20 protein-coding genes are annotated in these 19,277 nt (G+C 38.2%); 11 read left to right on the top strand and 9 right to left on the bottom strand.

What is annotated here, in order from left to right:
- The 4 genes from AC3B6P_RS10085 to AC3B6P_RS10070 all read right to left on the bottom strand — a co-directional run.
- Nucleotides 1–330: hypothetical protein (locus AC3B6P_RS10085; protein ID WP_489806016.1), on the bottom strand; the 330-nt coding region annotated here is incomplete at its 3' end.
- A gap of 14 nt (nucleotides 331–344) precedes the next feature.
- A complete protein-coding gene (locus AC3B6P_RS10080) occupies nucleotides 345–1,304 on the bottom strand; it encodes a DotH/IcmK family type IV secretion protein (RefSeq protein ID WP_489806015.1) in 960 nt (319 codons plus the stop codon).
- Nucleotides 1,282–1,905 (bottom strand): DotI/IcmL/TraM family protein, encoded by a 624-nt coding sequence (locus tag AC3B6P_RS10075; protein ID WP_489806014.1) that lies wholly within the window; start codon nucleotides 1,903–1,905, stop codon nucleotides 1,282–1,284. The genes AC3B6P_RS10080 and AC3B6P_RS10075 overlap by 23 nt, the downstream gene beginning before the upstream one ends.
- Nucleotides 1,905–2,639 (bottom strand): hypothetical protein, encoded by a 735-nt coding sequence (locus tag AC3B6P_RS10070; protein WP_489806013.1) that lies wholly within the window; start codon nucleotides 2,637–2,639, stop codon nucleotides 1,905–1,907. The genes AC3B6P_RS10075 and AC3B6P_RS10070 overlap by 1 nt, the downstream gene beginning before the upstream one ends.
- Before the next feature lie 538 nt (nucleotides 2,640–3,177).
- On the opposite strand from AC3B6P_RS10070, the gene AC3B6P_RS10065 reads away from it, so the two are divergent.
- From AC3B6P_RS10065 to AC3B6P_RS10040, 6 genes are read left to right on the top strand one after another with little or no spacing between them, the layout of a single operon-like run.
- Nucleotides 3,178–3,726 (top strand): hypothetical protein, encoded by a 549-nt coding sequence (locus AC3B6P_RS10065; RefSeq protein WP_489806012.1) that lies wholly within the window; start codon nucleotides 3,178–3,180, stop codon nucleotides 3,724–3,726.
- Nucleotides 3,726–4,859 (top strand): hypothetical protein, encoded by a 1,134-nt coding sequence (locus AC3B6P_RS10060; protein WP_489806011.1) that lies wholly within the window; start codon nucleotides 3,726–3,728, stop codon nucleotides 4,857–4,859. The genes AC3B6P_RS10065 and AC3B6P_RS10060 overlap by 1 nt, the downstream gene beginning before the upstream one ends.
- Before the next feature lie 12 nt (nucleotides 4,860–4,871).
- The gene (locus tag AC3B6P_RS10055) at nucleotides 4,872–6,275 is read left to right on the top strand and encodes a hypothetical protein (RefSeq protein WP_489806010.1); all 1,404 of its coding nucleotides are present in this window, start codon (nucleotides 4,872–4,874) and stop codon (nucleotides 6,273–6,275) included.
- A gap of 30 nt (nucleotides 6,276–6,305) precedes the next feature.
- The gene (locus AC3B6P_RS10050) at nucleotides 6,306–8,546 is read left to right on the top strand and encodes a DotA/TraY family protein (protein WP_489806009.1); all 2,241 of its coding nucleotides are present in this window, start codon (nucleotides 6,306–6,308) and stop codon (nucleotides 8,544–8,546) included.
- Between the two features lie 12 nt (nucleotides 8,547–8,558).
- Entirely contained in the window at nucleotides 8,559–8,915 is a 357-nt protein-coding gene (locus tag AC3B6P_RS10045; RefSeq protein ID WP_489806008.1) for a hypothetical protein, read from the top strand.
- Nucleotides 8,912–9,211 carry a hypothetical protein gene (locus tag AC3B6P_RS10040; protein WP_489806007.1) on the top strand — a complete coding sequence of 100 codons (300 nt, stop codon included), beginning with the start codon at nucleotides 8,912–8,914 and terminating at the stop codon, nucleotides 9,209–9,211. The genes AC3B6P_RS10045 and AC3B6P_RS10040 overlap by 4 nt, the downstream gene beginning before the upstream one ends.
- A 9-nt stretch (nucleotides 9,212–9,220) precedes the next feature.
- Here the strand turns inward: AC3B6P_RS10040 and AC3B6P_RS10035 are convergent, their stop codons facing one another.
- Nucleotides 9,221–9,679 carry a hypothetical protein gene (locus AC3B6P_RS10035; RefSeq protein ID WP_489806006.1) on the bottom strand — a complete coding sequence of 153 codons (459 nt, stop codon included), beginning with the start codon at nucleotides 9,677–9,679 and terminating at the stop codon, nucleotides 9,221–9,223.
- Complete coding sequence (locus tag AC3B6P_RS10030; RefSeq protein WP_489806005.1) at nucleotides 9,676–10,596, bottom strand: DsbC family protein; 921 nt, start codon at nucleotides 10,594–10,596, stop codon at nucleotides 9,676–9,678. Before AC3B6P_RS10030 ends, AC3B6P_RS10035 begins: the two co-directional genes overlap by 4 nt.
- A gap of 123 nt (nucleotides 10,597–10,719) precedes the next feature.
- On the opposite strand from AC3B6P_RS10030, the gene AC3B6P_RS10025 reads away from it, so the two are divergent.
- From AC3B6P_RS10025 to repC, 3 genes are all read left to right on the top strand, one after another.
- Entirely contained in the window at nucleotides 10,720–11,190 is a 471-nt protein-coding gene (locus AC3B6P_RS10025; RefSeq protein WP_489806004.1) for an SH3 domain-containing protein, read from the top strand.
- A 5-nt stretch (nucleotides 11,191–11,195) separates the two neighbouring features.
- Nucleotides 11,196–11,912, top strand: coding sequence for a transglycosylase SLT domain-containing protein (locus AC3B6P_RS10020; RefSeq protein ID WP_489806003.1), 717 nt, complete (start codon nucleotides 11,196–11,198; stop codon nucleotides 11,910–11,912).
- A 295-nt stretch (nucleotides 11,913–12,207) separates the two neighbouring features.
- Nucleotides 12,208–13,434 (top strand): replication initiation protein RepC, encoded by a 1,227-nt coding sequence (repC, locus tag AC3B6P_RS10015; RefSeq protein ID WP_489806002.1) that lies wholly within the window; start codon nucleotides 12,208–12,210, stop codon nucleotides 13,432–13,434.
- Between the two features lie 916 nt (nucleotides 13,435–14,350).
- Here repC and AC3B6P_RS10010 read toward each other — a convergent pair.
- The 3 genes from AC3B6P_RS10010 to AC3B6P_RS10000 all read right to left on the bottom strand — a co-directional run bounded on the left by AC3B6P_RS10010 (nucleotide 14,351) and on the right by AC3B6P_RS10000 (nucleotide 17,753).
- Complete coding sequence (locus AC3B6P_RS10010) at nucleotides 14,351–15,373, bottom strand: ParB/RepB/Spo0J family partition protein (RefSeq protein ID WP_489806001.1); 1,023 nt, start codon at nucleotides 15,371–15,373, stop codon at nucleotides 14,351–14,353.
- Nucleotides 15,374–15,397: 24 nt separating this feature from the next.
- Nucleotides 15,398–16,555, bottom strand: a complete 1,158-nt coding sequence (locus AC3B6P_RS10005) for an AAA family ATPase (RefSeq protein WP_489806000.1) — start codon at nucleotides 16,553–16,555, stop codon at nucleotides 15,398–15,400.
- A gap of 451 nt (nucleotides 16,556–17,006) precedes the next feature.
- Complete coding sequence (locus AC3B6P_RS10000; RefSeq protein WP_489805999.1) at nucleotides 17,007–17,753, bottom strand: S24 family peptidase; 747 nt, start codon at nucleotides 17,751–17,753, stop codon at nucleotides 17,007–17,009.
- A 369-nt stretch (nucleotides 17,754–18,122) separates the two neighbouring features.
- On the opposite strand from AC3B6P_RS10000, the gene AC3B6P_RS09995 reads away from it, so the two are divergent.
- Nucleotides 18,123–18,350 (top strand): hypothetical protein, encoded by a 228-nt coding sequence (locus AC3B6P_RS09995; RefSeq protein ID WP_489805998.1) that lies wholly within the window; start codon nucleotides 18,123–18,125, stop codon nucleotides 18,348–18,350.
- Entirely contained in the window at nucleotides 18,350–19,135 is a 786-nt protein-coding gene (locus AC3B6P_RS09990; protein WP_489805997.1) for a DNA/RNA non-specific endonuclease, read from the top strand. Before AC3B6P_RS09995 ends, AC3B6P_RS09990 begins: the two co-directional genes overlap by 1 nt.
- Nucleotides 19,136–19,277 lie beyond the last annotated feature (142 nt).

The following is a 19,277-nucleotide window of genomic DNA, read 5'->3' as shown; positions in this document are numbered from 1 at the left end:
AGCTTCATTCATTTTTTTATTAATGAGTGACGCGGTGTAAGATTCTCCTTTCTTTAAGGCAATAGTACTCTCTTTTTTTGCGTTCTCGTCATCAATAGATTCAATTCTTTCGTTATTGTTTTCCCCTCCTGCTGGAGCAGAAATTTTAGGAGGTGTTAATGTCATAGAACGTGGAGTATGCGTTAATCGCATATTAAATAAATAAATTAATACAGCAAAAACTATAATCAATATAATAACGTATGGGAATATTTTCTTGGAATTTTTTAATCCGGTATAAAAGTTATCTTTTATGTCGTTTTTTAATGATTCTTCTTCATTATTATCCATAAAACAATCCTTTTTTATTCTTCATTTTCTGAAATTGATACGCTTATTATTTTGTCATTTAAGGAAAGAAGAACCTTAGACGTTTCCGGGATTTCATAAACAGTAATTCCATATTCTGATGAGTGTGCTGTCGGTGCCGGTGATATTAACGTATAGTCAGTTCGTAAATAATATTGATGATTGAACTTCCATGCTCTTATGCGATCAGGCGGGATGCCGACAGCTATAAGTGGTTGCGCTTCTTCAGGAGGCGTGCCATCTAACATGGCAGTTAAGAAAGCGCTTCCTGTTGTTGGGGAATCATCTTCAAAAATGGCTTGCTCTTGAGCATTAGGTCCCCTGGCACCTACTTTAACTGTTAAATCAGCATCAAAATGTCCGGTTTGAGAATCAAACAGTAAAAAGATAGGTTTTGGTGCACCCTTTAAATGGATGGAAACACCGCCGCTAGGATAACGGGATAATGGCGTTAGAATAAGTATATTTGAACCTGGTTCTGGTACGCAGGCTGATATGCCAGTATTTGCCATTCGAACAGATGATGTATTGGCACCTTTATTCGTGCTGCAATCACTTGATTTGCTAGGAGAAACATCCCATCCTATGGGCCAGGGTTGACCCGTATTATCTAAAAATGTGATTGATGTTGGATATCCTGAGACGAGTTCTACAATATTTACCACCCCTCCAGGTGCAAATGAAACTTTTACTGATCGGGATTCAGGGATGCCTGCTGGACGATATGGATCATCGACGCCATCAATCAATCTTTGTCCGCTATCATATTTTTGGAATAAACGTTTCTGTACATCCGGTGGTGGTGGTAAATCGTCGCGATATATAGGATCTCTTGGATCATCATTATTGTTTGTTGTCTGAGCAAATGCAGTATTAAATAAAATAAATACTGATAAAAATATCGCATTCTTCCAGATAAACAGTAACAAACTGTTATTCTTTTTCTTGTGGAGCATATAATTCAGCTATAGCTAATCCATTGATGTGTAGAGGATCGTTTGTTTGGATGACTTTAACAGTCACATTTAAAAGATTCGTCACTTCTCCACCTGCATTTTCCCATTTAAGATAAAGAGGAAATTTTATTGACCACGTATAAACACCTTCGTACACTCCTTTACCTGCAACGCTTGCCGCTTTGGATGTAGCAGTGATAATGAGGTGCTTTTCTTTGATATATTCAATATTACCTGGTCCTTTCCAAGATGTAGCCCAGGTGTTCCATGCAGTATTTGTGAAGTCTATACTTGCTTCATTTAAATGTTTTGCATAATTAACATAATCCATTGAATAAAGATTTGTTACTTTATGTACCGTCCAGTTAATAACATCTGCATCTGAAAAATACGGCTTATCTGTTACAAGCAATTCTCTTGGATCTCCGAAAGAGTCATGATAAATATATTTTACATGAGGTTTACTCGTAATGGATATTATCAATGCTACAGATATAATAATATTAACTATTAATAATCCCAATGCCAGAATAAGTGCTATTTGTCCGATTTTTTGTAGATATAAAGGATCTACGCCTGCACGGGCTAATTTATATTGCATTATAAATATGCTGATTCAACAGAGTTGCGTGCAATAATTTGGTTTGCCTGATAACTATAAAATTGTTTTTTCCTGTTAACTGATTTTAGAAAAAATAATCTATGTGTAAGTACGCAGTAACGTTCAATCATCTGTTCTTTAATAACTTGATTTATAGGTGCAGATAATGGATCTTGATTTGGTACTTTTGATAAAAAAGTTAGTCCCACACGAGATGGTAAGCCAGAACGTCTTGCTGCTTCGCTTATAGCGCTACTGGTCGTTTTGAGGATTTTAGCTATAAGATTTGGGCTATATAGGCGCTCCCATAATGCTCCTAAATATGCAACGGCCCGATTATCCCACATTATGCTCCCGTCTTTGCGATGCTTCAGGTGTTTACATTGCTCTGCTATATTTTTCGCTAGTAGCCCCCTAAATGGACGTGACAGTTTGAGAAAATAAGCTTTAGCTCGGGTCGCGGCTTCAGTCCGTTTAAGGTCTTTCGCAATGCTTTTTACGGAAACGTTAGTACCATAAAATAAACGCAGGTGATTTAATTCACTTTCATTCCAGCGTCTTCTGGCTATTTTTCCGTTAACAGTTTTTTTTGAAATGCTCTTATTGGGCAGGGTAAACAAGAAAGAGGTTTCTGAAGGAACAGATTTATAAAAATACCCAGCTTTATCCGACGGAAGGATAGAGACGAGATTCGATAAAGGCGTAGAATTTATTTGTGAGGAAATATTAATCACGTCAACTCTGTCCTAATTTATATGTTCGACAACTGGGTATTTGCATGTTTTTTATGAAAAATAAATATCATAAATATATCATCTAATTTTTTTTAGATCCGAAAAATATATAATTATCAGGGTATTTAGCCATTATTTCTGTATTATGTTTTTTAAGAATATCTATCATGAAAATTTTGTTGATCTATCCATTGAAAAAAATGAATAAAAAACTATTTTTTGTCAAAAATGTAATTATTTAGTAACTTTCTCTATAATGAAAATATCAAAAACATATTGTTTTTAGACATATTTCTATAAATTCTGACGTATTCATTTTCTGCATAACAGATATCTTAAAAAAAATTATCTTACCAAAAATAAGAAAATTTTTGTTACTCACCACTCAAAGATTTATTTGATAAATTACATTGAAATTAATCACAGATCTGGAGATCGAAATGTCAAATGATTCAGATTCAAATCAATGGATGTCTCTTGATTATATTCGTTCAATTTTGAAGGATGCCTTCCCCCCTTCTCCTGAAAGAGGGTGATAATGAAACCATTTAAAATATTTTTCTTGATTGTTGTTTGTCCGAGCGTTTTATTCACGACACCATTACAGGCCGCCAGTTCAGGTTGTGACGCTTTGGTCCAGGCAGCGGCAGCCGGTATGGCGGCTGATATGAAAGCTGATGACGCCACTATCCAACAGCCACAGTCAGTTACAAAATTCACATGTTTGGGTAATTTTTTTAACGGGATGGGACTGAATGTAATTACAAATGGTCTTAATCCTGCTTCCGTAGCTCAGAATGCCATGGGCAAAATATGTTCACAACTCACATCTGTATGGGACAGTTTAAAAGGGAAAGCCCAGTGCGGTTTAACGGTCCAGGGCATCGACACTAATTTTAATCTTGGTTTGGGTCAGGGTACGTTTTGTCCAACTCTCCAATTAGGGGGCAGTGGTGATACATTAATTTCGGCAGGCACAAATACGTCAGGTAATAATTCCTGGGATGTGATGGGTACAACCCAATTGCCTACAGGATATAAACTTGTTGGTAACAATACAGGTACACATGTGTCGAGGTCACGCTAATGAGAAAAATGATTATTTTATGTATCATTAGTTTCTTTATCGGGATTTTATCTGTTCCAAGACCTGCATATGCGTTCATTAGTATTGCACCTATTGTTACGGCTATCACTTTATTACAAACAGCCATGAATAGTGTTGTTAATGGAATGGGTCATCTACTTAATGACACATTAGGAGATGGATTTACTCAGCTCAGTAATTACATGAAAGCCCAGATAGGGGCACAAGAGCAAATATCTGATGCAAATAACATGGTGCAGGCTCGGCTTGCCCGTGACCTCCGAAATGCGAATATACGTGATAATCATTCTGTTAATCGTCAGGACTGTCTAAATCTAGAAGGAGGACAGGCGGCTGTTGTGGCTGCGCATAATAGCTCACAGGTCTCTGTTGCATTAGATTCAGGGAAAAATAATCGTAACCAAGCACGAAAAAACACTCCCGCATGGAATGGGACGGGACAGGCTGCTCAAGCTAATAATAACCGACATTTCAGTCTTTATTGTTCTGATGCAGAAGGGGATGCTGGTTTATGTAATTTGTCTTCTACAGAGGATCAGGGGGCAGACCAGTCAGCATCAAGCCTTCTTGACGCACCTGTTTATGCTAATCAAAAAGCTATTGATAAAGCAAATGATTATGAAACAACCTTGATTGAGCCTGTTCCAGAAGGGGCCTTGCGTGGAGATCAGCTTAGAACACCTGAAGGCCAATCAGCATTACCTGGACGGCGTTCCTATAATGCGGCGATGTCCCTATCGCACCATGTTGCCGATGAGATTCTGGGATGGCGTGCTGCAACGGTCTCTTTAAGTCCTGCCCAAAAAGCTGAGGCACAAAGAGAAAACTTGCCCAATACAGAGATGGGAAGTCAATATGAGGCGACTGAGCTTGAAATTAATAGAAAATATAGTGGCCCAGACTGGCAAGCTGATCTTCAAGCAATGTCGAGTTCAAAGGCTGTCTTAATACAGATTGCGAATATTGAGATACAACGTAATTGGATCGAGTGGCAGAATTTTAAGCTTAATCAGCAAAGAGCTTTAATGGAAGCAGATATTCTTTCCATTGAGGCGAGAAGTCGCCTTCGCCCGGTGTCTCCAATGCCCACTCCTTCATCAACCTTGAATTAATGAGATAATACCATGGAAGATCCTGCATTAAGTGCTTATGAACAATCAGTAAAAAAAGATGCGCAGCACGTTGGCATTAATGAAGAAGTTCCTGAGCCAATTACACCTACATTCATTTCTGAGAAGAAGGAATTAAGTGACGTTGAGCTGATCTTAAATTCTCTAGCTAAGGAGCAAGAAAGCGTCCCGCAAAATAAACGTGGCTTGGAGGAAAAGCTTCAAGAATTACAGGAAAGAATCAAACAAGATCCGTCTATGGTGAATGATGAGAAAACAAAAACGGAGCTTGTTTGGTTACTGGAAGACTGGGAGAAATTTAGCGGGACTTATAAGAAACCACCAGTTTCTCCAAAAACGTGGAATCAGCTTAATGCTGATTATGGAAATGGGAAATATCCTGGGCTAGTCAATGAGGATTTAAAGAACTTACTCAAAAAAACTCCTGATATTTATGATCAGAATATTATCCTCGATATTCGTAAAAATGTTATGGAGATTGCAAGTAAATCTATTGAAGAACAAACAAGCCTTGCCATACAACAATTGGTAGAAAAGATAACTAACAGTATTACTGCTGTTAGAGAGAAAACTATATCAAATCAACCATCAGCAATATCCAATGAATTCCGCACTATAATTGACAGCCAATCCAGTGAGAATAATCTACGTCAAAAGGATGCTTCGTACAGTAAAGAAGCTATGGATACAGGATATTCATCACGACTAGATAAGCCATTCAATCCTTCTAAAATTGAGAAGATGCAGCCTAGACAGGATGCACTCATTCTTAAGCAAGGTTCTTTTGGTGCAGCTATGGGAAGATTTATTGATTCTGCGAAGAAAAAATTTGAGGAAAATACTTCTACAATTCGTCAAGAAAATGATCGAAAACATATCCATAAAAATGTTCAAGCTCTTAATGAAAAAATCAAGATAGTTAGAGAAGATTTAAATAATTTAAAAATCCGTGGTCATACTTTTTTCAAACTTTTTGAAAAAAATGTCCAAGTATCCGGTCTTGATGCAACGAAGGTTATAGAAGGAATGAAAAAAGGCGGAGATTTTGAGAGGTTAAGGATGATATTCGATAAAACGTTATCAAGAACTGAGCCATTTGAAGAAGCTTGGGCCAAACTTGAGAAATCGTCAAAAGCTCTTTCAGTAATGGCTGGTTTTGTTATGGATGATGCACGCCAAAGAGGTATGTCTGATCATCCTGAAATAATAGACGTTGAGAAATCGGTAGGCAGGCTTGCACTCTCTTTAGAATCTATCCCAGGGAGGGAAGCAGGTGAAAATTTTCTAAAAGGAGTTAGTGAAGCACTTCAAAAAATTGCGGATAAATTCAGAGAGTTTTTCTCTCATGAGCGACAAGCTGAGCATAAACGCGATGAAACACCAGCTCCAAGTATGTGAGCTACCAAGCTGATCTTAAAAGAGTATTTTATGTTAAATATGGTCGGCCGACTTTTTTTATTGCTGGTTTCCCTTATGCCTGGTTATGCCTTTGCAGAGGATGTAGGAAAAGGGAGGCTTGATTCAGTTACATGGGAATCTTTATCTCCTGGTGATGATTGGTCAGCGCGCGCACTTGACACTATTTTTCCACCAAGTGGAGAAACTGTTATAGGAAATATGTTCGCGACGATTGGCAGTTACATATTGCTTATAGCGTGCGGATGGCTTGCCTATAGTACATTTGTTCAGATTCATAAGGTCGCCGAGAGTGGGAAAGTCATTTCTCCTAGCTTTTCTCCTACTTTTGTATATCGTTTGATTTTAGCGGCAGTTATTCTTGTACCAATGCCAGGTCAGAATGGTTTTTCCGTTGGTCAACGTTTGACCATCAAAATGGCCAAAATGGCAGTTGGTATGGCTAAGGGGCTAAATGAGCAGGTAGCCAATGACGTTGGCCCTAAAGCACTGCCTATTGCCGAGCCTATTATTCCTGGGACCAGACAGGTTGTGATGGGGATAATGGAGAGTGAATTATGCAGGGCATTGATAAACCAAGCTTCTAATAATTCGTCTCTTATGGCTGAACCAAAAATTTCTTCAGGGCTGAATCAAAGCGTCAGAGTTAATTATAGTTTTGCAGCCAGTTTAATGTCAGGCACTTCAACTTGCGGAGCTATTGAGATCAATTTTCCTCAAAAAGCAACAGAATCAATTGATCTGTCTGATATAGCAGCACAGCAGAAAGAGGCTCTTGCAAACCTGATTTCAACCGTTAGACCCCGTATGGAAGCTATCGCAAAAAACTTCTGGACGACGAAAGATGCTACATCATTAAGGGCTATGGATGATATATTAATATCCCAAAACACTAATTACAGTACGGCACTGACGTCTGCTGCTAGTAGCTTTGTGAGTAAATTAAGAGATAAATATTCAGATGGACCAAATGCCCAGGGAGATAAAGGGTTTGTTGCTTTTAAAAATCTTGGTTGGACTGGTTTAGGCGCTTATTATTTAGAAATCGCACGACTTAATGCAGATGTTCTTTCAGCAACTTCTATCCTACCCTCTATAACATCACCAAACTGGCAAGGGTTAGGTATTTATCTGACCAAGGATTTGGCACCCTATATTGACGCTATAGAACAATATCAGGCTGATGAAGAGGAAAAAATTCATGATGGAGATTCTCCTTCAGCACCTAATGGGAAATGGCGCCTATATCATAAAAAAAGTGAGGTTATCAGCACTCCAGATTCAGTGATTGATATAATCCTTTCTCGTATTGGTTTGACGAATGGTGTTTTAACACTTTTGATTAATACAATGCTTTCTCCAACATCAGGGAATAATTGGAACGATCCTCTCGCTAGTTTGATTAAACTTGGCCATATACTGATTCACATTGGTATGGCGATTATTGGAGGCGCTGCTTTATTATCATCTAAAACAGCGGCCGGGGCATCGACACTTGCCAATTTGGCGGTTGGTGATTTGCCTGGTGCTATGGCGTCTGCTGCGGCTATGGGGATGAGTGACGTTATCAAAGCCATTCTGACCCCGATCTTTGCTGCGGCGAGTATGCTGATCCTTCCTGGTGTCATGCTGGCGTTTATTTTACCTATGGTGCCTTATGCGTTCTGGATGGCCGGTGTTGCTGGGTGGTTTCTGATTGTCGTGGAAGCTGTCATTGGGATGCCATTATGGGGCCTGGCTCACCTCACTTTTGCCGGAGACGGATTTCACGGTAAGGCAATCCGTGGCTACCAGATTATCTTTTCAGTCATGTTCAGGCCGATATTTATGGTGGCTGGCCTCATGTTGAGCTATCCCGTTTTTTCGCTAATGTCATGGTTAATAATGAAAAGCTTTACCGTGGCAACGGGATTTGTTTTCGATCATGGTTATCTTACTGATAACTGGATTGGAAGTGGTGTTTTATTAGCGATGTTTGTCGTTTTAGAGATGACAATGGCTGTGCTTTGCTTTAGACTGGTAGCAACGCTACCGCACCATATTCCTGACTTAGCAGGGATGGGTTCAATTGGTAGGGTAAATAGTGATGCGTTTGCAAATGATATAACAGGAAAAGGAATTGCTGTTCCCGCTCAGAAAACATCTAAATTTGCAGAAGATATTGCAAGTAGCGTCGGTGGAGCAGCATCAGGTGAACAAATAGATCCCGCGGTAAGAGCAATGTTACCGCCATCGGATGCACCTAAAACGTAGAGGACGAGTAGAATGAGCCTGGATCTCTTGGACTATCGGAAACTTGGTCAAGTCGTAACAAATACGGGAAGAATGGCAAACCTACTTGCCCAAAGCAACCAGAATAATGCTCTGGTGTCCAGGCTCTATGATCAGGTTCAGCTTTTAACGCAACAGCTTGATGAATCCGAGAGATTACGTCGGCAGGAACACAAAAATTCTGTCGATGAGTATAATAATCTTATAAATAAACATAATGCTATCGCAGAGAAATATCGTGCTCTTTTGAAGCAATATAATGCTCTTGTGGGGGATTATAACCAATTGCTCCAAGACGCGAAAAACATAAGTGCTGAGCGTGATCGCCTTAAAGGTTTGCAGCAACAGTGAGATTTATTTCAGCCTCTCTTTTGATATTATCTGCCTTCTCTTTAAGTGCCTGTGCATCAGGGAATGTTAAGTCTTTTGACTCTTTTAACGTTCCCCCTCCTCCCCATGTAAAACATCCTTCCGCCGATCCTTATCCTGCTTATGGTTCAGTGCCGGCAATCTGGCGGCCAGAAGTCGCTAACCGTGAAGGTACTATTGTTAACCCTAACGACCCCGCTGATAATGCCGAACGGCCAGATTATGAACATGCAAGCTGGTCAATAGAAAATAAATACAAAAAAGCAGGGACTTTCTGATAGTCCCTCTTATCTCGGCCAAAGGTTGAGTGGGTTTTCAAAAAACTCAGATAAACTTCCGATCTTTTTTGTTCGTAACTGCCAGTTCGTGAAGGATAGTCTGACCAAGCAGGGAAATAAACCAACACTTATGGCAATCAGTAAAATCTGATTATATGCAAATGGGTTCTGCTGCTGGAAGAAAATCAGGTAACATAACCATATGTCAACACCCCCAAGACAACAGGCTACCACCCGGCCATTAATCTTGCTCATTTGACGTAACTTACGTGCCTGGGATGTCTCAAATTGCTCAAGGCTAAGCGTGTTAGTGGGAATTGTTTGAAAATGAGCTATCGTTGTTTCAATGAAAAAACGGGCCATTTTATACGGAAGCAGAAATGGAGAAATAATCGGGAAAGTCAACACATTAAGAGTTCCCTTCCCAATTCTTCTGAGGGTGGAGGGCTTGTTTCCTGTCTCACTCATTGCTGAAAAAATACCTCTATATTATCAGGTAGTCCCACTGATGTTTGGCTGACGCCATTATGGTCTTTCCAAATAAATGTTGGTGTCCCGGTTAAACCGGCATGGTGTGCCGCAGCCATATTAAGCTCTAATGACGCAGCGGCCGTCATGGAGGTTTTCCCTGGGTTTTCTGCACGGCCGAGTTTGATGATTTTGCGCCATTGCTCAATCATTTTCAGTTGTGGTGTTGAAAGCAACTCCAAGGCAGCAGGCGTACTGGCCTTATTATTTTCGTAATCATTGATGGAGATTGGAACAACGGCCAACTGTAATTTTCCGCTCTCAATGTATTTATCTAGTGTATTAAGCGCACGGGTCGAGAAAGGACATAAAGGGTCAATAATCATATAAACGCGTCTAGCGCTATCCTTCCCTTCCAAGCCGTAACTTGTCGCATTAAGTAAATCTGCCAGATTTGGGTTGGATGTTTCAGATGGAAGTGTCAGTTCTTTCCCAAGAGGTTTTTCTGCGTGAGGGGTATTCGTGTTCCACCTAATGGTCGGGATCACACCAGGAATGTCAGAAACCTGGTCACGGGTTATGTTATGACCAGACGCGTCCCACATGACCCCTCCTATGACGGCTTGATCGTCATTTGTGAGATAGAATATTCTGAACCTATTGCCATTACGCGCAAAGACGCCTCTCATTCCGTGTGTTGTTTCCAGTCGGTATAATGTTGCTCCCTGGCTCGCCAAACGCGTTAAGGCCGCAGAACTATGGATCTCCTGTTCATTTATAATAGGAAGAGACGGCGTGCTTGGAAGATTGGTTTCTTTTGACGCTGTATTACCAGGCGATAGAGGAACTGAACATGCCGGGTTGGCAAAAGCGATCCCTGGTAGGGTTAATAATAGCCCGTAAGCAAAATATCTCATAAACATTATTCCTTTTCCGTCTTCTTTTTTATCAGCTCTGTTTGTGAGTCAGATTTCTGATTGATCCACTCACAAACGGGCATGGTAAACTTCCCTGGAAACGTGATTAAATGGAGATGAGATATGCGATCGAAAAAAATATTAGCTCTTTTCATAGGGGTGTCAGCCTTGCCGTGCTTGGCACATGCAGCAGGGCTTTCGCCTGAACAATTGGAAAAACTGTCTCAAACAAGACAGAACGATCTCGGTGCTCGCAATTGGGGCAAACCACTTCCTGCCACCCCCTTGCAAAAGAAAATTATTTCTTTACAGGCAGACCTGACTTGTATGAGTCCAGTGTCTGATTTTGTAACAGTTTATGAGCAGCCTGATATTACCTCTCGTCAGATTGGCAAAGTTACATCACAAGTCGCGGCAACAAACGATGTGAAAAATGGCTTTCGCAAAATTCTCTATGCCGGAAAGCAATATGGATGGATGCCCAACAGGACACTTGTCGCCTTCCGGCCGTTAGTCCCTGGTGGGACAAATAAATGTGTCGTTGTGGGCGAAAACGAAAAAGGCATTGTTCTATTTACCCACCCGCTACAATAAATACCATGCGTTTTTCTTTGATCCCACTTGTGGCCATTGCCTTGATCTATAATGAGGTTCATGCACAAACCCCTCCTCAGATCGTGCCTTTGATAAGTGAGCTTGGTAGCCCTAAATTTATCATGTCATCGGCAAACAACAACTCTTCAGGAAATGGTCCTCATAATGATGCTCCGTATAATGGAGCTTGGGGATCTACAGATGCTTATTCTAAAATGCTCTCACAGGCTTATGGGCAGGATGCCGTCGCGGCAGCAAAAGCAGCGGGAATTAATCCAGATACGTTAGCCGCTTTTGGGCAAATCGAAAGCGGTTTTCGTAATGTTGGAAATTCCAATTCCAGTGCTCAAGGTGTTTGGCAGGTGACGGATGGCACTTGGAATCAGTATGCGTCTCAATTGGGTCTGACCCAAGCAGATAGGAACGATCCATCTGCACAAGCTAAGGTAGCAAGTGCGATCATTAATGATTATTCAAATACGGTAAGTAACGCTATTGGAGCACCGGCAACGGGTGCCCAAACTTATGCTGCCTATATGTTTGGTCCGAGTGCAGGATCGAATATTGCAAAAGAAACCAATCCAGATGCACCTTTAAGTACTTATGTTTCATCAAAAGCATTAGCTGCAAACAATATGTCAGGTTGGACGGTTGGTCAGTATATGAATACTGTTTCTCATAGAATGGGTAGTGGCGCTAATGAATCCGTTAAATCTACATAGTAGTATTGCTAAATATGGCCGTAAACTGCTAACGTGCTACTCTGTAGGTGTATCTTATTAAGGAATCCTGTTTGATGATTTAGCTCTATCAAAAAATGAAAAAGCCCCGCTGTGGGAGCGAGGCCAATTCAAGGAAATTTACTTCGTATACGAAGTGATATGTTGTGAAGAACTACGCATTAATCTCTTCATAACATCGCACAAAAAAAATTGCAAGTTTTTTTGCAAACGGTTTTTTGCGTCTTGAATTCTCCTAATTTCCACAGCTTAACAAGCACTTATGTGGAGATTTATTGTGTTTTCTAAGAGACGTGATCCAGAAAAATTAAAAAATTTAAGAAAAAAAATTGAAAAATTTCCTATGTTGGATATTAACAAAGCCGATATTTATCGTGCTTTGGATAATGCGAAAAATGGCCTTGGTCTGTCCGACAAAGCATTTGAATTACTCAGATTCATTTTGAAATGTACTTCAGTTCGGGACTGGTGCTCAGAACGTGTACCTGTATCTACTGTCAGTAATAAGCGTTTAATGGAGGAGTTGGGGCGTAGCAGATCACAAACAAAAAACCTTTTACGATCATTGGCTGAGGCTGGTTGGATTTTCTACGACGACGCTCCCAATTATCAAAGAGGATATAGAGATAACTATGATGGCTCTGATACAGTTAGCGGCATAAATGTCTCTCCCCTTTCTCGACGTTATCAAGAATTATGTGAGATTGGAGAAGGCATTAAGCGCAATCGTCAGGAAGGGGAGCGATTGCATAGAGAGATTCAAAATACGGCAAACTATATTTATGGCATCGTTAATACGAACGGCATTAACCTGACTAAAGAAAGCGCGTCTGAATATGGAACACGAGCATTTAATTTGTCACGACAACGCGATAAATTCACGTTCGATAATGATAGGTTATTCGATATTTATGAAAAAATAACTTTATTGTTAAAGGCATTAGAGGACGAGCTACTTCAAGTCCATGCTGTGGATAATGTAATGCCTGTGGATAACGCAAAACAGAAACTTGTTAATGTTAACCCCATGGGGTCAACTGATAAGCCCCAATATACTATACAAAACCCTATAAACATTAATGTAGAAAACGGAGTTCGCTCCGCTCACAAAGCTAAAAAGCAGTCACGTAACAAAAATGATATTAATTCACCTTGGAAGGCAAATCCCGCATTGCGGGGGTTTAGAGCATCGCCTATTTGGATATTACAATATATGCCTGAATTTAGAGATTATTGTGTTTCTCATAAACCAACGAGTGAAGAGATTATTGCGGCTGCTTATATGTTATCTGACAAGCTAGGCATTAATAGGTCAGCACTATTTCAGAGCTTTAACACCATTGGTAGATATGAAACCGCAATAGCTATTGGCATTATTTCCGTTAAAATTGGTAAAAAGGAAATTAGTTCACCAGGTGGGTATTTACGCGCTCTGATAGGTCGTCAAATAGAAGGTAATTTAAATCTCGATAAAACACTATATAGTTTACAACATAAAGGATAAAGTCCGTGCTCACTAATTTCAAAAATTAGCATAATTAACTAGTGATTTATGGCGGAAGACTGCGAAAAAATAAGGAATTGCTGTGCAGCAATTCTTGCGCAGAAAGAATAAGATGCTTAAAGAAGAGATCTTTCTCATGCTTTATGAGGCGATAACTGACACTCTCTTACCTAAAATAGAGTGTGTGAGCGTCAGAACTAACCTATGATAAAACGATTATCTTCTGAAGCGAAATGCCTACTCATGAAGTGAGTTCTTACTTTGCAAATTGAGACATTTAATCAAAAACATCTCAATTTAAACTCAGATTATGGCGGAAGACTGCGAAAAAATAAGGAATTGCTGTGCAGCAATTCTTGCGCAGAAAGAATAAGATGCTTAAAGAAGAGATCTTTCTCATGCTTTATGAGGCGATAACTGACACTCTCTTACCTAAAATAGAGTGTGTGAGCGTCAGAACTAACCTATGATAAAACGATTATCTTCTGAAGCGAAATGCCTACTCATGAAGTGAGTTCTTACTTTGCAAATTGAGACATTTAATCAAAAACATCTCAATTTAAACTCAGATTATGGCGGAAGACTGCGAAAAAATAAGGAATTGCTGTACAGCAATTCTTGCACAGAAAGAATAAGATGCTTAAAGAAGAGATCTTTCTCATGCTTTATGAGGTGATAACTGACACTATCTTGCCTAAAAAGAGTGCGTGAGCGTCAGAACTAACCTATGATAAAACGATTATCTTCTGAAGCGAAATGCCTACTCATGAAGTGAGTTCTTACTTTGCAAATTGAGACATTTAATCAAAAACATCTCAATTTAAACTCAGATTATGGCGGAAGACTGCGAAAAAATAAGGAATTGCTGTACAGCAATTCTTGCACAGAAAGAATAAGATACTTAAAGAAGAGATCTTTAAGCATTATTTTCTAAACATTTTTTCAAGAGTTCCATCGTTTCATTTCTAACGCTATCATTTGTTATGTCTGGCAACATAAATGTTATTGTAATTTTTTTTCGTGTTAGTCGATCTACCCTAAATGCTTCTTTCCCGTTCATTAAGGTATAGTTTTGATCACCAATCTGATGGATGATTTTCTTTAGACTTTTAGATTTTTGGTCTATGTCTGTTGAAAGAATAAGTTCTTTAAGAACATCATTGACAGATTTTAAAAAATCAGGATTTTTCTGCCTTTCTGCTGTAATTTCTTGAGCTTTACTCAAGATACATTTCCGAGAATTTTCATCCTTCATAAATTTTTTGAGCTTAATAGCATGAGCTATTTTTATTTCTAATGGATCAGAAAATGCGTTAATTACCTGCTCTGGTATCTTTCCAAGATCAAGGTAACGACTTAACCATGTTTCTGTAACATTTAAGCGTCTTGCCATTTCTTTCTGAGTGCCTGAGTAATAACTATTAAGCGCTTTTTCATAATCTTTTGATCGTTCTAAATCGCTAATATCTCTTCTGGCTCTATTCTCTAAATCAGATATACGAAATGCCTCTTCGTCTGTTAACTCATTAGGTTCAACCAAAAACTTAATGTTGGCATAATTATTTTCATTGAGCCAGGAAACAGACCAATGACGACGCGCCCCGCAAATAACTTCATACTCATAGCCATCTGGATCGTCTTTTAAACGTCGTACTATAGCAGGTACTTCTTGTCTACCTTGTGATTTAATACTCTCGATTAAGTCAGAGCAGTTTTCATATGTTAATGCAGAATATAACCTATTGTGTCCACGCCACATTTTACATTTTGAAGGATCGACAAAATAATGTGTCTTTTGCTGACGTTCTCCCCTTGCCATTTCTGATAAAGCATTTCCTCTATTTAAAAGGAAGTTCTGGGCATTTTTATTTTCTGTTTTTATGGGATTTTCCTGATTATCCTTAAACGATATATCAGAAAATAATTTATCATTTTTCATTTTTAAACCTCCTATTATCATTGATTAATATTGATCTCTATTCCACAATTTTTGTATTTCAAGTTCGATTTCATGTGTAATGCCGTTAAATGATTTTAGACATCTGTCTCTGACTTGCTTGCTAGTTATGGGCTTATCTAATTCATAAATAGTCATGAACCTCGCAGACGCGTTGTCTATTTCCGCTGAATTTTTTAGGGATGTCTGAAACATATTTTTCCCAAATATTTGATCCATCACATTAATAATTAATTTGTGCATGGATTTCTTATCTTCTTCTGTTCGGGAAGATATGAACTTTATAAACTTGAGAGGAAAATCATTTTCCCCTTTAAGGGTAATTGCTTGACCAATCATAGATAAAAATGACGTTGTTGACGTAATATCAATAACTGTCGGTGGTATTGGGATAATTAACCCATTAACAGCATTAAGGACCGACATTGATATGGCCCCAAGAGCAGGGGGAGGATCAAGGATTATAATGTCAAATTGATCTGAGATACTCGCTAGTCCTAAGGCAAGACGGTCTGATAAATAACTTCCATCTGCCTGCATCCTGGCAACGAGGTCATATTCAGCTTGAAATAAACCTAAGTTCGAAGGGATTAATGACAAACCATCAAAGTGTGTTTTCTTAATTGCATAAGATAGTGAAGATAATTCATCATCACGTAAAAATGGATATAGAGTTTCCTCAACATTAATATCCCGATCTGGAATATAACCAAAAAAAGCTGTAGTACTGCCCTGACTATCGCAATCGACTAAACAAACTCTATAACCTTCTATCGTCAATGCTTGAGCGATATTTACAGATAATGTTGATTTCGAAACTCCACCTTTAAAATTCTGAAAAGATAAAATAACTGGTGCTTCAGATCCCTTTCTACGCGGGGATTTATTAAAGACTTCCCGCATATTATTCACTTGTTTGAGTGTATAATTTATTCTTTTACCATTTTCATTTTTAGGAGTCTCTGGCAGTCTTCCATCTGATTCAGCTTTCCGAATTGTATCTGAACTGATGTCTAATAGTTCTGCTACTTTCCCTATGGGAAATGTTGGTTCTCTACATACTTCCCGTTGATTTAATGTATTAATTTTGAGCTTATTTAACACATTTTCTGCATTCTGGGTCAGGTAATGAATGGTATCTGTAATTCCAAGAGAATGTTGCATGATTATAGCTTTCAAAGTTTTCGACTTTTTTTGTGTTATCATATAATTTCTCACTAAAAAACTAAAAAAAATAAATTTAGTGAGAAATTTATAAATTTTTATAATTTATTTCGTTTGTGTCTTCTTTCACATTCATCAAAAACTAAGGAAAAGAAGCCATAGGGGGCAGTACCGTAGTCTCTGAGTTCACCTTGGGGGCCTAAATATCTGTGGATAAAGATCAGAAACGGAAGTGTCGTGCAGCGGTCATTGTAACCAGACCCAGAGATCTATCTGCAAATGGTCGCTATTATAATTTTGCTGCGTTGGGTCGACGACAGTAATGAGTTACATCGTAGGAGCCTGTCGAGGAATGGACATTAGCTCCTCTATGAGAGCAGGAAACATTAGACATGAAGATTATCTTCTTTTTGAGCTAAAAAATTTCCCGTCTAAGTGTAGGTAGAGTATGTCAGTAGCCTACAACAGGTCTTGAGATTAAGGCACATACTTTACCGATGATTTTGATTGGTAAATGAGAGTTTTCTTCCCATGTAATCTTTTCAGCCTCAATTTCGTATCTAGGATAAATTGGATTATCACTAATAATAGAAAAAGTATTTTCTTTATGTAAAGCAATTCTTTTGAGTGTAATAAAATTATGTATTGAAACAAGATATATACCGTTAACAACACTGGTTTTCTTTCTGTCAACCAATATAATATTTCCAAATTTTATTGTTGGATTCATACTATCTTCATTTATTTTTAAAAAAAATAAATTATTTTTATTCGAATACAATATTTTAGAAATAAAATTTTCTGGTAATTTATAATTACGTTCGGGTATTATATTCAACATATCCTTATCATTTAATATAGAATCATAAGAAGTTATATAAGGTATTGTAAAATATTCATGCTCATCATTATGGTGAATTGATTGCGAATTACATGAAAAATTATCAGGAGAATCTCCTGTCATGAGCCAAAACACTGAGACTTTACATGCTGTTGCTATATCATTTATTAAGCTGACTTTTATATCGCGCCCGTCAGCGTAATTTTTCAGTGTTTGTGGCGGAATCCCTGTTTCTTCAGAAACATATTTAAACCCCCCAGCGTTATCTATTGCCTCACGTAACCTAGCAGAACGCATTTTAATCTGTTCTTGTCGTTTTAAGTGTTTTTTGTCTGCCAGGCTTGAACTGCTGTTCATTTACTCAATTCTCACACATATAAAAAATAATAGAAAAAACCCAAAAAAATAAATAAATAGGTTTTAAAATTCAAAAAAAACATATATAACCTAATTGTTTTATTTTTTGGGTTTCTAGAAACCCAATTTCTAACTAAAGAAATGTAGTCTTAGTTGAATTGGGTATTTCTTATGAATTATAGCCGACAGATAAAAGCTATAAAAGTGCTCTTATATTACTGCTTCAATTTCTCTTTGTTTTATGAAGATTTTTTTTTCTTAAATAAAAAATATAAACCTCTCTTTTTACGTCAGGCGAAGTTTATAACGCTGAATTTTATCCTCTATAAGCCCGTTTCTTAATTTTTTATAAAAATTGGAGACAGGTTTATGGAGCTACAGAGTAATTTAAAAATCCAAAAAAGAAAAAGAAAACCCAAAAATCTTCTTTTTTGTGAGTTACCTCTTGGCGCAGTATTTAGCTTTGTAAATATGGAAGGTAGTATAATGGCGAAAGTAGGTGAAGGTGTATATTTATATAATCAGACAATATGTATTAGTAATTTAAATGAAAAAGTTATTAAAATTAGAGTTAGATCTAAAGGGAGAGAAATATAATGTTAAATATTGCAAAGAAAATATATTTTTTATTTGTAATGTATGGATGTTGTAGTCCTGCTCTAGCAAGTTATACAGGATGTGGCATATTATGTTATCATGGAACCTCTCCCTATGTTATAAACAAAAGACTCTCAGTTTATGCAGTTTCTCTTTATAATGACAGTTATGTACTATTATATTCGGAAATCGCCAGAGAGCCTCTTTGGGTAGCTGAACGTTTAATGGGTAATGACTACAAAAACGGTGCTTATAAGCGTCATAAGATATCGTTTTATATGGATGATCGTATTCCTTATAGAGCACAAGCTAATCTTTCTGATTATAGGCATTCAGGTTACGATAGAGGCCATATGGCCCCCGCAGGGGATGCAAACTCAGACAAAGGCCAGGTACAGACATTCTCTATTACTAATGTAGTTCCCCAAACGCCTGATTTAAATGAGGGAATTTGGACAGGTGTAGAAATGGCCGTTCGTAATTTGGCTATCACTGAAAAACTCATTTATGTAGTTACAGGGCCTCAATTTGGAACAACAATCCGTACAATTGGCAGAAATCATGTATTTGTTCCCATTGCTACATGGAAAGCGGTTTACGCCCCATTTAAACATGCAGGTGGTGCTTATGTGTGTTCAAACTCTATTTTTCCTAAATGTGCCATAATAACGATAAAGAATCTTATCAACACGATAGACATAGATCCATTCCCGACTATCCCTTCCAACGAAAAGGAAACTCTGCTTCCTTTGCCAGTCCCTGCTGAGAGTCCTTACCGTCATTAAGATTTTTGAAGCCTTATGAATTCTTCCGTTTGAAGGAAAATCTTAGTTGCTGTTTAGGTTATGGGAGGTTGCTATTTTGGGACTGTTTCCATCCTGTCATGTCAGGTTAAATAGCTCTGCATGTAAGTTAGAGGTGGATACA

Source organism: Aristophania sp. ESL1142, assembly GCF_058107345.1.
The sequence above is the reverse complement of the archived record's forward strand: the minus strand, read 5'-3'. Positions and strand labels throughout refer to the sequence as shown.

Excerpts from the sequence above, each read along its gene's own strand:
- AC3B6P_RS10080 (WP_489806015.1), bottom strand. The coding sequence starts at position 1,304 with ATGCTCCACAAGAAAAAGAATAACAGTTTGTTACTGTTTATCTGGAAG.
- AC3B6P_RS10075 (WP_489806014.1), bottom strand. The coding sequence starts at position 1,905 with ATGCAATATAAATTAGCCCGTGCAGGCGTAGATCCTTTATATCTACAA.
- AC3B6P_RS10065 (WP_489806012.1), top strand. The coding sequence starts at position 3,178 with ATGAAACCATTTAAAATATTTTTCTTGATTGTTGTTTGTCCGAGCGTT.
- AC3B6P_RS10060 (WP_489806011.1), top strand. The coding sequence starts at position 3,726 with ATGAGAAAAATGATTATTTTATGTATCATTAGTTTCTTTATCGGGATT.
- AC3B6P_RS10055 (WP_489806010.1), top strand. The coding sequence starts at position 4,872 with ATGGAAGATCCTGCATTAAGTGCTTATGAACAATCAGTAAAAAAAGAT.
- AC3B6P_RS10050 (WP_489806009.1), top strand. The coding sequence starts at position 6,306 with ATGTTAAATATGGTCGGCCGACTTTTTTTATTGCTGGTTTCCCTTATG.
- AC3B6P_RS10045 (WP_489806008.1), top strand. The coding sequence starts at position 8,559 with ATGAGCCTGGATCTCTTGGACTATCGGAAACTTGGTCAAGTCGTAACA.
- AC3B6P_RS10035 (WP_489806006.1), bottom strand. The coding sequence starts at position 9,679 with ATGAGTGAGACAGGAAACAAGCCCTCCACCCTCAGAAGAATTGGGAAG.
- AC3B6P_RS10030 (WP_489806005.1), bottom strand. The coding sequence starts at position 10,596 with ATGAGATATTTTGCTTACGGGCTATTATTAACCCTACCAGGGATCGCT.
- AC3B6P_RS10025 (WP_489806004.1), top strand. The coding sequence starts at position 10,720 with ATGCGATCGAAAAAAATATTAGCTCTTTTCATAGGGGTGTCAGCCTTG.
- AC3B6P_RS10020 (WP_489806003.1), top strand. The coding sequence starts at position 11,196 with ATGCGTTTTTCTTTGATCCCACTTGTGGCCATTGCCTTGATCTATAAT.
- AC3B6P_RS10010 (WP_489806001.1), bottom strand. The coding sequence starts at position 15,373 with ATGAAAAATGATAAATTATTTTCTGATATATCGTTTAAGGATAATCAG.
- AC3B6P_RS10005 (WP_489806000.1), bottom strand. The coding sequence starts at position 16,555 with ATGCAACATTCTCTTGGAATTACAGATACCATTCATTACCTGACCCAG.
- AC3B6P_RS10000 (WP_489805999.1), bottom strand. The coding sequence starts at position 17,753 with ATGAACAGCAGTTCAAGCCTGGCAGACAAAAAACACTTAAAACGACAA.
- AC3B6P_RS09995 (WP_489805998.1), top strand. The coding sequence starts at position 18,123 with ATGGAGCTACAGAGTAATTTAAAAATCCAAAAAAGAAAAAGAAAACCC.
- AC3B6P_RS09990 (WP_489805997.1), top strand. The coding sequence starts at position 18,350 with ATGTTAAATATTGCAAAGAAAATATATTTTTTATTTGTAATGTATGGA.